The organism is Streptomyces sp. NPDC002206 (assembly GCF_053593595.1).
Genome location: NZ_JBSFCW010000010.1, coordinates 92,912 through 106,449, shown reverse-complemented (window position 1 = coordinate 106,449; position 13,538 = coordinate 92,912). Strand labels below are relative to the sequence as shown.

The window sequence follows — 13,538 nt, the reverse complement described above, 5'->3', positions numbered from 1 at the left end:
CCTTTCCTCTTCCTTCGGTGCGGTGGAGGTCGTTGTTTCGTGCTCGGCGGCTTCGAGGTGCGCGTGGCCGAGGTCGCGGAGCACCTCGCCCGGAAGAAGGCCTCCCACGCCTCGATCGCGAGTCGAAAGGCTGGCTGCCCTGGTCACACGGCCGACGGGAAGTGAGCCTCGACGCTCGGGTCGCTGTCCTGGTACGGGGACGCGCCGGAGAGGTTGTCGCCGCGGTTCGGGTTCGGGCGCGGCTGCCGTGGTTCGGCATCGCCGTACTTCTCCGTGACCCGGGTGCCGTGGATGGGTGCGTCGGGCACTCCAGGGGCGCGCCTGCCGGCCATCTCCTTGCGGAGCACCGGGACGACCTCGGTTCCGAGCAACTCGACCTGCTCGAGCGCCATCTCGACGGGCAGGCCCATGCCGTCGAGCGCGAAGAGCTGGCGCTGGTAGTCGCCGAAACCCTCCTGGAAAGTGAGGGTCTTGTCGATGACCTCCTGCGGACTGCCGACGCTCAGGGGTGTGCGGGCCATGTAGTCATCGAGCGAGCTCCCCCGGAAAACCGGGTACTCCTCGAAGTACGGGCGGAAGGTGTTCACGGCATCCTGGGAGCGTCGGGCGATGAACGCCTGCCCGCCGAGACCGACGATTGCTTGTTCCTTCGTGCCGTGCCCGTAGTGCTCGAAACGTGCGCGGTAGAAGTCCACGAGCGGCTTGAAGTGCAGGTTTGGCGCCAGGATGTGATTGGCGAAATACCCGTTGCCGTAGTAAGCGGCCTGCTCGGCGATCTCGGGCGTGCGGATCGAGCCGTGCCAGACGAAGGGCGGCACATCGTCCAAGGGGCGTGGGGTCGAGGTGAAGCCCTGCAACGGGGTGCGGAAGGTGCCCTCCCAGTCCACGACATCCTCCCGCCAGAGCCGGTGCAACAGGTTGTAGTTCTCCAGAGCGAGAGCCACGCCCTGCCGGATGTCCTTTCCGAACCACGGATAGACCGGCACCGTGTTGCCACGCCCCACCATGAGATCGAGCCGTCCCTTCGCCACGTGCTGGAGCATGGCGTAGTCCTCGGCGATCTTCACCGGGTCATTCGTGGTCATGAGCGTGACCGAGGTGCTGAGGATGATGCGCTCGGTCAGCGCCGCGATGTGTGCCAGCAGGGTGGTGGGCGAGGACGGGACGAAGGGGGGATTGTGGTGCTCGCCGAGCGCGAACACATCCAAGCCGACCTCGTCGGCCCGCTGCGCCACTCGCACCACGTTGCTGATGCGTTCCGCCTCGCTCTGGGTGTAGCCAGTGACCGGGTCGGGTGCGATGTCGCCGACCGTGAAGATTCCGAACTGCATACTGTCCGCCTTTCTGCGTTGTCCCTGCGCGAGGACACCCCTTCGCCACCGGTTTGCGGATCTTCTCGCCGCGCGACAGCGGCCGGCCCTGGGCGTCGTGGGTCACGTCACCGAACGTGTCCGGTCCGATCGTGATCGGGTGCCCCGACACCGGCGGGTCTGGCATTTCCCATAGCGGTCGAAAGGGTGGCGCAGCCCCTGAGCCCCGCACCGGCGTCGGACGCAGGTGCGGGGCATTGTGGGCGGCGCCTCGTGATGCCGCGCGTCAGCTGGCGCGCAGCGGAGCGAGGGCGTTGCTCCAGGCGACGACCTGGTCGAGGGTGGTGGTGAGGGCGTCGCGGTGCATGTCGGCGGGCTTGAAGACGCTGAAGTTCTCGAAGTCGGTGAACAGGGAGAGCGCCACCTGGGAGCGGACGTCCGCCATCTGCAGCTCACCGGCGATCAGGCGCAGGTGCTCCGCGGCGCGGGTGCCGCCGGTGGAGCCGTAGCTGACGAAGCCGACTGACTTGTTGGCCCACTCGGCGGCCAGGAAGTCGATGGCGTTCTTCAGGGCGCCGGGCACCGAGTGGTTGTACTCGGGGGTCACGATGACGAAGCCGTCGAACGAGGCGATCTTCGCGGCCCACTCCTGCGTGTGCGGCTGGCTGTACTGACCCATCGCAGGCGGGTAGACCTCATCCAGCAGCGGCAGCTTGTAGTCCAGCAGGTCGACGAGTTCGTACTCCGCGTCGGTGCGAGCCGTGGCCAGCCCGTGCACCCAGTGGGCGACGGCCTCGCCGTTACGTCCGGGGCGCGTGCTGCCGAGGATGATGCCAATCTTTGTCATCTTTTGCACCTTTGCTTGTATATGTACTTGCCGAGTCAAGTAAAGGTTCGGGTCCTTGCCTTGTCAAGGAGATAGACTGTGAGGCATGCCCCACGACGAACAGGCCCTGCGCCCCCTGGACCAGACCGAGGAAATGGTCGTGCGCGCCCTGGGCAATGTCATGACGGCGCTGCCACGACTGGTGGACGCGGACATGGTCCGTGATGGAGCGCTTCCCCTCTCCGAGTACACCCCCCTCATGTTCCTGTCCGAGGCTCCCCACCACCGGATGCGGATGAGCGAACTCGCCGCTGCCTGCAACCTGTCCCTCAGCGGAATGACCCGCGTCGTCAACCGCCTCGAAAAGCAGGGACTCATCCAACGAGCCAAGTGCCAGGAAGACCTACGCGGATGGAACGCCGTCCTCACCGACGACGGCTTCGCCCGTCTGCGGGAAGCCTGGCCCGCCCACCTGGCCAGCGTCCGACGGCACGTCCTCGACAACCTCGCCGGCCACGACCTCGCCGCACTTGCCGCCGCACTCCAACGCGTGGCGACCGCACCCTGACCCCACGAACACCCTGACCGGTCGGGGCGGCGATCATCGGGACGCCCAGGGGAAGGCGCTCGGGGCACGGCAGGCCCGGCTGGTGGCGCGGTGGGACTCGGCTCCGACGAGACCTGACCATCCCAACGACCTGGCCCTACGGACCCGCCGGGCTGCCCGAGCCTCCCTCAGGCACCACCCCGGGCACGCGCAGGCCCGCGCGGAGCTCGCGGCCGCGGCATCGAGGTGAGCGAGGCGTTCCACGACGCCGGACGGCTCCTCCACCGTGGCCACGATGTCCTCACGTAGGACGCCCGGCACCGTTTCGGCGCTCCGTTGACACCCCTGTTGGTTGTTCTGCCCAGACGGTCTTTCCCTGGGGTTGATGGCGGGTGCCCCACTGGTCGGCAAGGCTCGCGATGATGAACAGTCCTCGGCCTGTCTCGTCGATGGTGCGGGCGTGTTTCACCTGCGGAGCGCTGGTCGCGTTGTCGCTGACCTCGCAGGTCAGCATTTGCTCGAAGATCATCCGTAGCTGCAGGGGTGGAGCGCCGTAACGGACCGCGTTGCCGACGAGCTCGCTGACGATGAGCTCGGTGGTGTACGCCGTCTCCTCGTCCACGCCCCAGGCCTTCAGTTGGTGGCGGGCCGCTGCGCGGGCGATCGGTGCGGCCTCGGGGTCCGCGGGCAGCGAGAGGGTCAGTACGCGATCCGGGGGCAGTGCCTTCGTGCGGGCGAGCAGCATCAGTGCCTCGCCGGTCCGGTGGCCGTCCGCGAGGGCGTGCGCGATGTCGTCGCACAGGTCCGGCAGGGGCCTTGTGCCGGCGCCGTCCAGGAGTGGGCGCAGTGGGCCGGATGGCGCCAGGACCTCGTCCGCGAGCGCGGCCGTGCCCATCACCAGAGTGCTTCCTTCGGGGAGGCTGACGGTGGTCGCGGGGAATGGGGCGTTGCCCGCTTCGGCGAGCAGGGGACCTGGGGGGACGGACAGGTCGACCGAGGTGCTGTCGCGAAGGACCGCGACCGGCTCGGGGAGGCCGGCGCGGGCGATGGTGCAGGTGCGTTCGACCGGGTCGTAGATCGCGATGACGCAGCCGGCGGTGAGCGGCTCGCGGTCCAGGGGAGCCGTGGGAGGCAGTTCGGCGTATGCGGCGGCGAGACGGGCTGCGGTGTCGCTGAGGCGGGCCAGCAGCTCGTCGGGCTGCAGGTCGAGGGCGGCGAGTGTCCGGATGGCCGTCCGCAGGAGTCCCATCGTGATGGCTGCGGCGATGCCTTTCCCTGCCACGTCGCCGACGATCAGTGCGGTCCGTGCACCGGGCAGCGCGATCGCGTCGTACCATGCGCCGCCGCTCTCCGGAGCGGGAAGGTGGAGTTGGGAGATGTCCACGGTGGCATGTGTGGCCGGTTGCTGGGGGAGAAGCCTGCGCTGCACGGTTCGCGCGACAATCCACTCGCGCATGAACTGGCGGGCGTTGTCGATGCAGAGCGCAGCGTGCGCACACACCGCGGACGCCGCCGCGACATCCTCCTCTTCAAAGGGGTCCTCCTGCTGGTGGCGGTAGAAGCTGACCACGCCCAGAGCATGGCCGCGCAACGCCAGCGGCGCCACGATCAGGGAGTGCGAACCGGACCGCCTGATGACTTCGGCCCGGGCCGGGTCGGCGGCCAGCCACGAGCTGTCCTCCTCGATCGACACGAGGCGCGGCCGAAGGTCGGACAGGACGTCCGAGAAGGGGGTGCCGGTTGGCAGGGGGCGCACGACTCCGACCGGCTGACCCGCGATCGGGCCCTGGAAGGCGGTTCGGCGCAGTGGAACGTCCCGGTGGACGGGCACCGGCGGGGGCTCGTCTCCGCGGATGACGTCGTCGATCACTTCGACGTCGGCGATGTCGGCGAAGGCGGGCACTACCGCCTCCACCAGCTCCCGGCAGACAATGCCCACGTTCAGCCGGTGCCCCACTCGTGTGCGGACCGTGTCCAGGAGGGCCAGTCGGTTCTGTGCGTTCTCTCGCTCGGTGACGTCGACCGCGGATGCCACCAGTCCGAGCACACGGTCGTGGGAGTCCTCCAGGCGGAAGTAGGAGAAGGACTGGATACGGCGCGTGGGTCGGCCTGGTGCCGTGACGCGCCGGACGAGCCGGTTCACCACCGGCTCTCCGCTCTCCAGGACCCTCTGCGCCACGGCGGCTTCTTCCTCGGGGTCTGCGAGTTCCCACGCCTCGGTGAAATGCTTGCCCAGCAGGTGTCCCATCGGCGCGTCATGCAGCCCGCCGGTCGCGGTGCTCATGCGGACCACGCGCAGCTGATTGTCGAGGCTCAGTACCACCGGGGAATGGGTGAACACAGCCTTCAAGATCGCCACGTCCTGCGCCGGCATGATGTCCCCTGCTGAGAGCACCTGCCACATCACAGAAGTACCTCGCAGCACCGGCTTGACCAGCACCGCGGCCGCATCCGAGAACCCGCCCCGCCGCGACTCGCCGTGAGCGGCGACCTCACGCATGAGCGCTGCCACGGACCGGCCGACGGCCTCCTCGGCAGACCACCCGAACAGCTCCTCAGCCGGACGCCCCCACTCGACCACCCGGCCACTGTCATCGATGAGTACGAGCACGTCACCGCTGGGCATTCGCAAACACCTCCGCCGCCATCCCTGCCCACCCCGTGTCGACGACAGGCTCACTCAACCGGCAGCTACACCGATTGGCTCAGCCCCTTCCCGCCGGGGCTGTCCGGGGTCCGCCTTCAAAGATCGTTTGTTGGTGGATCGCGGTCCGGAGCGTCGACATGAACTCACCGATCATGAGTGGGACTTACTCGGGGGCCGAGTCGGGCCCTGCCGCGCGTAGCGGAGCGGATGCTGCGCACCCTCATGGGTTTGTCAGGGGGCCGCCGTGGTCGGTGAGGCCTTGCTGCGCTCGCTGGTCCCCAGGCCGGAGTCCGAGGCGGATCCGCGCGGCCTCAGGCTGTCGGTGTGCCTTTCCCGCTGGGGCGCAGGTGTGGCGCCGAGTGCGGGCGGTCCATCATCAGCGGATGGTCCCGGTTCGGGCGTACCGGCCCGGGGTGATGCCCACAACTCGCTTGAAGTGCCGGGTGAGGTGGGACTGGTCGTAGAAGCCGACGGCAGTCGCTACCTCGCCCGCCGGCTGTCCGTCGAGCAGCAGACGGCGGGCCAGGTCGACGCGACGGGACATCACATACTGGTGCGGGGCGATGCCGAAGGCGCCGCTGAAGGCTCGTACGAGATGCGTGGGGTGGGCGTGCACCAGGCGCGCGGCTTCTTCCAGGGTGATGCCTTCAAGCAGGCGCTCGTCGAGGAGGTCACGCAGACTCCGGGCGACGTTGTGGTCGGGCGCCGCGCTACCGAGGGCCAGCCTGGGGCGCAGATGCTCGCGCAGTCGCTCGCCGATGAAGGCCAGACGGCTCTCCGCCTCGAACTCGTCTCCCCGGCTCGCGAGTGCTGTGTGCAGCTGCCCGACGCGTCTGCGCAGCACGGGATCGGTGAGGTCCGGGCCGTCCACCGCCGGCCCGATGAAGCTCTCGTCCAGCTGTGTCGTGTCGAGGTAGAGCACGCGCTTGCGGAATCCGAGCGGCGTGGCCGGCGAGCCGTTGTGCGGGATCTGCGGCGGGAGCAGACTCACGGTGTCGCTCGGGGTGCCGCGCTCGTAGCGGTCCAGATCGTAGCGGACCGCGCCGTCATCGACGATCAGCAACGTCCAGGCTTCGTGGACGTGCATGGGGTACGCGTGCTCGGTGAAGTGCGCGTGGAAAACCTCCACGACGCCCGCGACAGGGGGGCGCCAAGCGGAGATCTCCTGCCGGGGCATCACGCAAAGAACGTACAAGACGCAGAGGGCGCGGACCGTGGAGTCTCGAAGCATGAGAAATGACGATGAGACCGAGGTCGGAACCGGGGTCGAGAACAGGGCGGGGGATGAGAACGTGCCCGTCCGCTTCGACACCAAGATCGCTGTCCTGCTGCGCGAGGACCTCGAGTCCTGGCAGCGGCTGAATGTGACCGCCTTCCTGGTCAGCGGGCTCGGCACGGTGGCACCCGAAGTGATCGGCGAGCCGTACACGGACGCCGACGGCACTGCGTACCTGCCGATGTTCCGCCAGCCCGTACTGGTCTTCGAAGGGACGAAGGAGATACTGACCGCTGTGCACGGCCGTGCGCTGTCGCGCTCGCTGCCGAGGGCTGTGTTCACCTCAGATCTGTTCAGCACGGGCAACGACCGGGACAACCGAGCGGCTGTACGGGCCGTGGGAAAGGACCAGCTCGATCTGGTGGGGATGGCCATCTACGGGCCACGCAACGCGGTGGACAAGGTCCTCAAGGGCGCGCGCATGCACCCTTGAGTGACGTCAGATCCCGGCGATCCCGGTCATCGGTACTCGGGCGGTCAGGTGCCTTCCGAAGAGAGCGACAACGGCCACCACGAGGATCAGACGCCCGAGAGGTCTGCTGGTGACCGTGGAAGGTGACAACGAGCTTGCCAACGGGGCGGCGGTCGCAACAGGGCCGCCCCGTCGATGACAGCTGTCCTGTTTCGTGTGGCGGGCAGCCCAAAGTCGGCCGGCAGCGACGATGACACCCATCGTGCTCCGGCACGGCTGCTGACACACGTCAGTCGGAACATGGTCCAGAGAGTTGGATCCAAGGATCTCGGTGCTGGCCCGGAGGGCGCGGGCGACGGTGTGGGGAGGCCCACTCCCGCACCGCCGCACGCCGACTTGGCCCTGCACGTCGAGGTTCCGGCCGGGGCGCCATCGGACCGCCCCCTGGTGGCGGTGAGATGGGCGCTCCTGAGAGTGCTCAGCCAGCCACTGCCTCCTGCTGGGAGTCGGCCGCAGCAGGCTCCGAAGCAGCCGTCGCGGTGTAGAAGACGGACGATCCCTGCTTGGTGCGCTGAGCCTGGCTCTTGGCGACCAGCCCTTCGAGGGTGGTACGCACAACGGTGGTCTTCACGCCGCGGTCGGGGTGGGCCTTCGTGAGCGCGGCGGAGATCTCGGTGGCGGAGCGCGGCTCGCTCTGCTGCTCCAGGTGACCGCGGATGAGGTTGACGAGGGTCGGCTTGGTGTCTGCCTTGGGGGCCTTCACGGACGGGGCCTTCGCGGATGAGGCCTTGGCGGCGCTCTTCTTTGATGCCGTCGCCGCCTTTGCGCTCGCGGTGGTGGCCGCCTTCTTCGGCTTGCTCTGCCGGGGTTCGGTGGCCTGGCGCGGCACGGTCGGCGCGGCGGTGGTGGCTGCCTCGCCGGCGGGGCTCGCGCCGCCAAGTGCCTCCTGCATGCTCACCAGCACGGAGTGGTCGTGCTGCAAAGCACCCAACTGCTCCTGCAGCGCCTCGATTTCCGCACTGATGCGTTCCTGCTCCTTGACGTTGCGCTCAAGGTCGCCCGTCACCTGGGTGATGTACTGCGACGCCAGTCCTGTGGTGTGGAACTGAATTTCAGACATGTCATGGGCCTTTCTGCAGCTCGCGGGTAAGGCGGTGAAAGCACGAACCCGGTCCGCGAGCGGGTGGAGGCAGGTGCCCCGTCTGTGCTGACCGGGACACCCGCAGGACACAACTGCCGCAATGTGCAGCAGTGTCTAGAGATAGTACGCACGAGTAGAGCCCTGATGTGCCAGTCGAGTGATGTCTCACCCTTCCCTTAAGGGTGAGGAACCAACAGATGCGGGTCATGCAACGACGAGGCCGACCGGGGCGCTGTCACTGCTGAGCCGCCGTGCGGCCCACTCCGGCCTGCTCGGGAGACAGGTGCCAGGTGACTTCTCCGGTATCCCGGTACACGGGGCAGATGGGACTTGCGCTGCGGCGGGCACCGGCTCTTGAAGGTGTTCGAACGTGGGTCCCATGGCAACGATTTTGCGAGACCGCCCACCGGCATCTCCGGCTGCCTGCTGTGATCGGTCCCAGGGTCCGTCAGGCAGCGGGAGGTTCAGCTGCTGCGGCCCTCTACCGCCGTGGCGACGTCGTCGAGGTCCTTCGCGATCGCCTTGCTCACAGCCCGTGCGCCCACGCCGCCCAGGACCTTGGCGAGCAGGCCGGTGAAGCCGCCGGCCGGCACGGCGCTGAACGTCATACGGACCGTCGTTGTGGCCGGGCCGTCCGCCCGCAGCTGCCACTCCGAGACGTAGTGGGTGCCGTGGGATTCGGCCTCCACCACGTAGCGCCCGGGCGGCTCGCTCGCGGTCACCGACATCTCCTCGGTGGCGTCCTTGCCGAACATGCGCCGGGTTTCGCGCCACCGCGTGCCGACGTCAAAGGCTCCGTCTGTGAGAACCTCGGTCTTCGACACGCTGCTGAGCACCTGCTCCATGCCCCTGAGATCGGTGAGGGCTTCCCACACGGTCCCCTGGGCTGCGGCGATGCGGCGCTCGACGACGACTGTCCTGCTGGTCATGAATCCCATGGAACCACCGGGGTCCGGTGGCCGCCTGCTGCAGCGGTGCACCGGGGTGCGCCCTGCCGGAGTCCGCGAGGATCTCGTCCGGGGAGGGGACCGCTCAGCTGGGTTCGCTCGCGTGTGCGGATCAAACGCGTGGGCACGTCGCCGCTCGCTTGCATGGAGAAAACGAACAGCTGCCGACATGCTCGCGTGTTCACCGAACGCTCCTCACCTCGGAAGTGGGTGACGATTCCGAAGGCATGCCGATCCGTCCGCCGGGTGTTCGCCGTCAGCCGAGTCGGTCGCGACCGTCAGCGGCGTGGCGACAGGATGCTCGCATGCAGCCGATCTTCGTTCTCGTACACAGTCCGTCGGTGGGTCCCTCCACCTGGCACCCGGTGGCGGAACAGCTGGCCGCCGCGGGATACCAGGTGCGCGTACCGTCCTTGCTGCACGTGGGCGCCGACGGACCACCGTTCTGGCCCCGGATCGCCGACGCCGTCCGTGACGACCTCCGGGAGATCCCGACGGATCACCCAATCGTGCTGGTGGCGCACAGCAACGCGGGTCTCTTCCTCCCATCGATCCGCTCGGGGCTCGACCATCCGGTGAACGGCTCGGTCTTCGTCGATGCCGCTCTACCGGCCCGCATCGGACAGACCCCCGTTGCCCCACTCGAGCTGCTGGAGTTCCTCCGTCCCCTGGCGGTGGACGGCATGTTGCCGCGCTGGACCGACTGGTGGGACGAGGCTGACATCGCGCCCATGTTCTCCGACCCGGCGATGCGGCAGAAGGTCATCGCCGAGCAGCCCACGCTTCCACTCGCCTACTACGAGCAGCGCATCCCGGTCCCCGACGACTGGGACGACCACCCCTGTTCCTACCTGTTGTTCGGCCCCCCGTACGACGACATGGCCACCGACGCCCGCGAACGCGGCTGGCGGACCGCACACCTGCCCGGCGCGCACCTGCACCAGATCGTCGACCCCGCCGGCACCGCCCGGCACCTCCTCGAGCTCACCACGACGCCCGGTTTCCACACCTGACGGCGGCACTGCTGTCCGCGGCCGCAGCCGATGGCATAGGGCAGCACGTCATCGAATCCGAGGCGCACACCTGATCGCGGCGCCGGAGAGGGGAGGACGCTTGCTCTGCTGGGCCGGAGCCCGTCCCGTGAGACGGCCCGGGCGGGCTGTCTGCCCGGAGCGCACGCTGTCGCGGGGGCCGGCCGGGCCCGATGCGTGGGATGCATGTTCCTGACGTACACGGGCTGCTTCTGGAACGGATTCCGTGTCGAGTCGCCGGCCGGTGCGGGGCGAACTGCCCTATGCCGTGAGGGCCGTGCACACGTCGCGGTGGAGCGGGACCACGCTGTCCATCCCGGTCAGTCGATAAGTTTTCTCCAATGTCGGCGAGAGACCTGCAAGGGCGACTGACGCACCGACGTGAGTCGCGCTGCGGTATGCGGACGCGACAGCTCCCATGCCACTGGAGTCCCAGAAGGACAGGTATGTAAAGTCCAGGACCAATTTCCGGGCGCCCGCTTCGATTTCCTCCAAAGCGGTGGCTCGCAGTGCGCCGGCAGTGGCCCGGTCCACAGCGCCCGTCACGGCAAGGACGACGCGACCGCTGTGCATACGCGTGACGTGGATACAGAACGGCCTGATACCCGAGGATGTGGTCGGTCGATTTCCGGGGCAGCCACGGCGATGGGGTGGGGAGACAGGCTGCTCCTGGCAGTTGGAGAACATCGACTTCACCTTTCGCTTGCGGTTGGGCGTTCGCTTCCATGGGCCCGGGGCCGAAACGAGGGGTCCTGGTCCTGTCACCTCGCCGACGCGGCGATCGGTACTCGCTCCGACACGAGGTGGGTAGGACCACCGGCGAAGAGCTGTGCCGCTCACCCCGCCGGTCAGCGCCAGGCGTGACAGCGCGAATACCGGACCCTCCCGTGTCGATCACGAGAACCATCGAGAACCGACGTTCCGTGGTGGCCATGAGTGCTCCGGTTGCAATCGCAGTTGCGGGTTCGTCGGCTATGACCGACCAGCCTCATAATTTGTGACATGACGGGCATTTGGTCTCGGCTCGGTTGGCCGACCGGGCCGGGTCACGCTGCGCGCCTCATCCGGGGCATGCCGTGCGCGAACTCGGCCCGCGCAGGCTGAGTTGCTCGGTCACATTGCGGGGGAGTGGAGGTCGGGAACCGATCATGGTGCTCCACCTGAGGGCGTCACGTAAACGAGCTTCCGGCCGACCAGGGTGCGGTGGGTCGTTTCCGGGTCGACGCGGGCACGGCCTCGGGCCGTGCGAAGTGTTGCGCCCCGCCTTCCCGGCCGGCAGCGGCGACCACGCTCTGGGTCCGGTGGCCCGGCAGGAGAGATGCACGTCAGATTCTCCGTGCTGTCACACTTCGCCTCGCCGTCTTGTCAATGGTGCGGAAACGTCAACACGGCACAGGAGAAGAAATGAAGGATGTCCTTGTCATCGGTGGAGGATTCGCCGGCGTGTGGAGCGCGGCAGGAGCCGTGCGAGCCATGCGTGAGGCAGGCGAGGAGGTGCGGGTGACCCTGATCAGTGGTGGTGACGATCTGGTCGTGCGTCCCCGTCTCTACGAAGAGGACCCGGAGAGCAAGCGGGTGCCTCTGGACCGTGTTCTCGGGCCCATCGGTGTGCGCCGGGTCACGGCGACGGTGACCGGTATCGACACCGGGGCCCGTACGGTACGGGCCGTCGGGCGAGCAGGCGAGGATCTGACCCTGTCGTACGACAAGCTCGTGCTGGCCGCCGGCAGTCGGCTGGTGCGCCCCGACTTCCCGGGTGCACGGAACGTCTTCGACGTCGACACGCTGTCCGCGGCGGCCGCCTTCGACCATCACCTGCGGCGGCTGCCGCAGCGGGCGCCGTCCCCGGGCCGGTACACGGCCGTTGTGGTGGGCGCCGGCTTCACCGGCCTGGAAGTGGCCACCGGCCTGGGCGAACGGCTGCGGGCGATCGCCGACGCGCACGGCGCGGGCGAGGAGGTGCGGGTCGTCCTGGTCGACCGCGCCGACGTCCTCGGACCGGAGCTCGGTCCTGGACCCCGCCCGCAGATCGACGGCGCGGTCGACGAACTGAAGATGGAGCGACGTCTGGGACGCACCGTCGCATCGGCCACCCCCGAGGACGTCACCCTCTCGGACGGTGAGGTGATCCCCACAGCCACCGTCGTGTGGACGGCCGGCATGGTCGCCAGTTCTCTGACGGCACAGATCCCGGGGGAACGCGACCGTCTGGGACGGCTGAGCGTGGACGCCTACCTGCGGGTGACGGGAGTCCCTGACGTCTACGCCGCCGGCGACACCGCCTCCGCCCTCGCGGAGGAAGGGCACTACACGACGCAGAGCTGCCAGCACGCCCAGCCGATGGGGAAGTTCGCCGGACACAACGTGGCCGCCGACCTTCTGGGCACCGACCCGCTGCCCTTCACCCCCGATCCCTACGGCATCTGCCTGGATCTCGGGCCGGCCGGCGCCGTGGTCACACAGGGCTGGGACCGCACGGTCCAGATGACCGGCGAAGGCGCCAAGTCCCTCAAGCGGGACATCAATGCGCGGTGGATCTACCCCCCGGTCGATGACGCCGAGCAGATCCTCGCCCAGGCAGGCCGCTTCTCCAACCTCTGACAGCGCGGGCGGCCCCGCATCCCGCCGCCGGAGGATCACTGCCGGCGGCGCGGACGGACGGCATCGCGGACAGGCATCGCACTCGCGTGGTGAGCGCGATGCCTGTCTCGTGGCCGGCTGGGCAACCGGCGCCGGTCCCACGAGCGGCGGATTCCGGCAGGATCCGCAGGTGAGAGCCCTTCCACGATCCATGTCGGCCGTTCGGGTTCTGTGCCGTCGGCTTCGAGAGATCGAGTCACACATCAATGGCCTACTCGGTCATAGCTATGGAGGAGCACGTTCCAGCGACGGCCGAGGAGCACTCATGTACACGTCCGGACGGTGGGTCGCCACGTCCGACCTCGTCATCGGGACGGGAGGATCCGGCCTGCGCGCCACCATCGAACTCGCTGAACCCAGGGTCGACGTCCTCGCTGTGGGCAAGCGGCCGAAGGCGGATGCACACACCTCGCTCGAGGCCGACGGGATCGACACTGCCCTCGCCACGATCGACCCCGGGGACGCCTGGCAACAGCACGCCGCCGACACCCTCAAGGCCTCCGGCATCCTGCACCCGGAGAACGCGGCGGGCACGCTCGCCTCCGGGACGGCGCACGGCGAAGGCGAGATCCTGTGCAGCGGGCTCGGCCAGCGGTTCATGTCGCGCTACGACCCGGAGCGCATGGAGTTCTCCACCCGGGACCGGGTGACGCTCGCCCCGTACGTGGAGATCAAGGAGGGGCGCGGCTGTCACAACCGGTCCGACTCACCGGATCTCGACCCCGCGCTGCAGGTCAATCTGGTGTGGTCGGGTCCCGGGC

Annotated in this window: 11 protein-coding genes and 1 pseudogene; 5 read left to right on the top strand and 7 right to left on the bottom strand. The window is 68.4% G+C overall.

Annotation, left to right across the window (positions count from 1 at the left end; translation table 11 throughout):
• Positions 1-143: 143 nt before the first annotated feature.
• Complete coding sequence (locus ACWCP8_RS20370; RefSeq protein ID WP_352268026.1) at positions 144-1,331, bottom strand: CE1758 family FMN-dependent luciferase-like monooxygenase; 1,188 nt, start codon at positions 1,329-1,331, stop codon at positions 144-146.
• A gap of 265 nt (positions 1,332-1,596) precedes the next feature.
• A complete protein-coding gene (locus ACWCP8_RS20365; RefSeq protein WP_352268025.1) occupies positions 1,597-2,157 on the bottom strand; it encodes an NADPH-dependent FMN reductase in 561 nt (186 codons plus the stop codon).
• Positions 2,158-2,242: 85 nt separating this feature from the next.
• On the opposite strand from ACWCP8_RS20365, the gene ACWCP8_RS20360 reads away from it, so the two are divergent.
• Entirely contained in the window at positions 2,243-2,704 is a 462-nt protein-coding gene (locus ACWCP8_RS20360; protein ID WP_352268023.1) for a MarR family winged helix-turn-helix transcriptional regulator, read from the top strand.
• 280 nt (positions 2,705-2,984) lie between these two features.
• Here ACWCP8_RS20360 and ACWCP8_RS20355 read toward each other — a convergent pair whose 3' ends face one another.
• Together ACWCP8_RS20355 and ACWCP8_RS20350 are read right to left on the bottom strand one after the other, a co-directional pair.
• Positions 2,985-5,309 carry a SpoIIE family protein phosphatase gene (locus tag ACWCP8_RS20355; RefSeq protein ID WP_451117273.1) on the bottom strand — a complete coding sequence of 775 codons (2,325 nt, stop codon included), beginning with the start codon at positions 5,307-5,309 and terminating at the stop codon, positions 2,985-2,987.
• Positions 5,310-5,706: 397 nt separating this feature from the next.
• Positions 5,707-6,507, bottom strand: coding sequence for an AraC family transcriptional regulator (locus ACWCP8_RS20350; RefSeq protein WP_451117440.1), 801 nt, complete (start codon positions 6,505-6,507; stop codon positions 5,707-5,709).
• Positions 6,508-6,559: 52 nt separating this feature from the next.
• On the opposite strand from ACWCP8_RS20350, the gene ACWCP8_RS20345 reads away from it, so the two are divergent.
• A complete protein-coding gene (locus tag ACWCP8_RS20345) occupies positions 6,560-7,039 on the top strand; it encodes a DUF2000 family protein (RefSeq protein ID WP_451117271.1) in 480 nt (159 codons plus the stop codon).
• Positions 7,040-7,496: 457 nt separating this feature from the next.
• Here the strand turns inward: ACWCP8_RS20345 and ACWCP8_RS20340 are convergent, their stop codons facing one another.
• Together ACWCP8_RS20340 and ACWCP8_RS20335 are read right to left on the bottom strand one after the other, a co-directional pair.
• The gene (locus tag ACWCP8_RS20340) at positions 7,497-8,138 is read right to left on the bottom strand and encodes a hypothetical protein (protein ID WP_352268019.1); all 642 of its coding nucleotides are present in this window, start codon (positions 8,136-8,138) and stop codon (positions 7,497-7,499) included.
• 485 nt (positions 8,139-8,623) lie between these two features.
• Positions 8,624-9,088, bottom strand: coding sequence for an SRPBCC family protein (locus ACWCP8_RS20335; protein ID WP_451117269.1), 465 nt, complete (start codon positions 9,086-9,088; stop codon positions 8,624-8,626).
• A 323-nt stretch (positions 9,089-9,411) separates the two neighbouring features.
• Between ACWCP8_RS20335 and ACWCP8_RS20330 the strand changes: the two genes are divergently transcribed.
• The gene (locus ACWCP8_RS20330; protein WP_352268017.1) at positions 9,412-10,119 is read left to right on the top strand and encodes an alpha/beta hydrolase; all 708 of its coding nucleotides are present in this window, start codon (positions 9,412-9,414) and stop codon (positions 10,117-10,119) included.
• 279 nt (positions 10,120-10,398) lie between these two features.
• Here the strand turns inward: ACWCP8_RS20330 and ACWCP8_RS20325 are convergent, their stop codons facing one another.
• Positions 10,399-10,710: an STAS domain-containing protein gene (locus ACWCP8_RS20325; RefSeq protein ID WP_352268016.1), complete on the bottom strand. Its 312-nt coding sequence runs from the start codon at positions 10,708-10,710 to the stop codon at positions 10,399-10,401.
• 831 nt (positions 10,711-11,541) lie between these two features.
• On the opposite strand from ACWCP8_RS20325, the gene ACWCP8_RS20320 reads away from it, so the two are divergent.
• Positions 11,542-12,738 carry an NAD(P)/FAD-dependent oxidoreductase gene (locus ACWCP8_RS20320; protein ID WP_451117267.1) on the top strand — a complete coding sequence of 399 codons (1,197 nt, stop codon included), beginning with the start codon at positions 11,542-11,544 and terminating at the stop codon, positions 12,736-12,738.
• Between the two features lie 304 nt (positions 12,739-13,042).
• Positions 13,043-13,465, top strand: a pseudogene (locus ACWCP8_RS20315) (FAD-binding protein); the annotation flags it as partial.
• Positions 13,466-13,538: the final 73 nt, after the last annotated feature.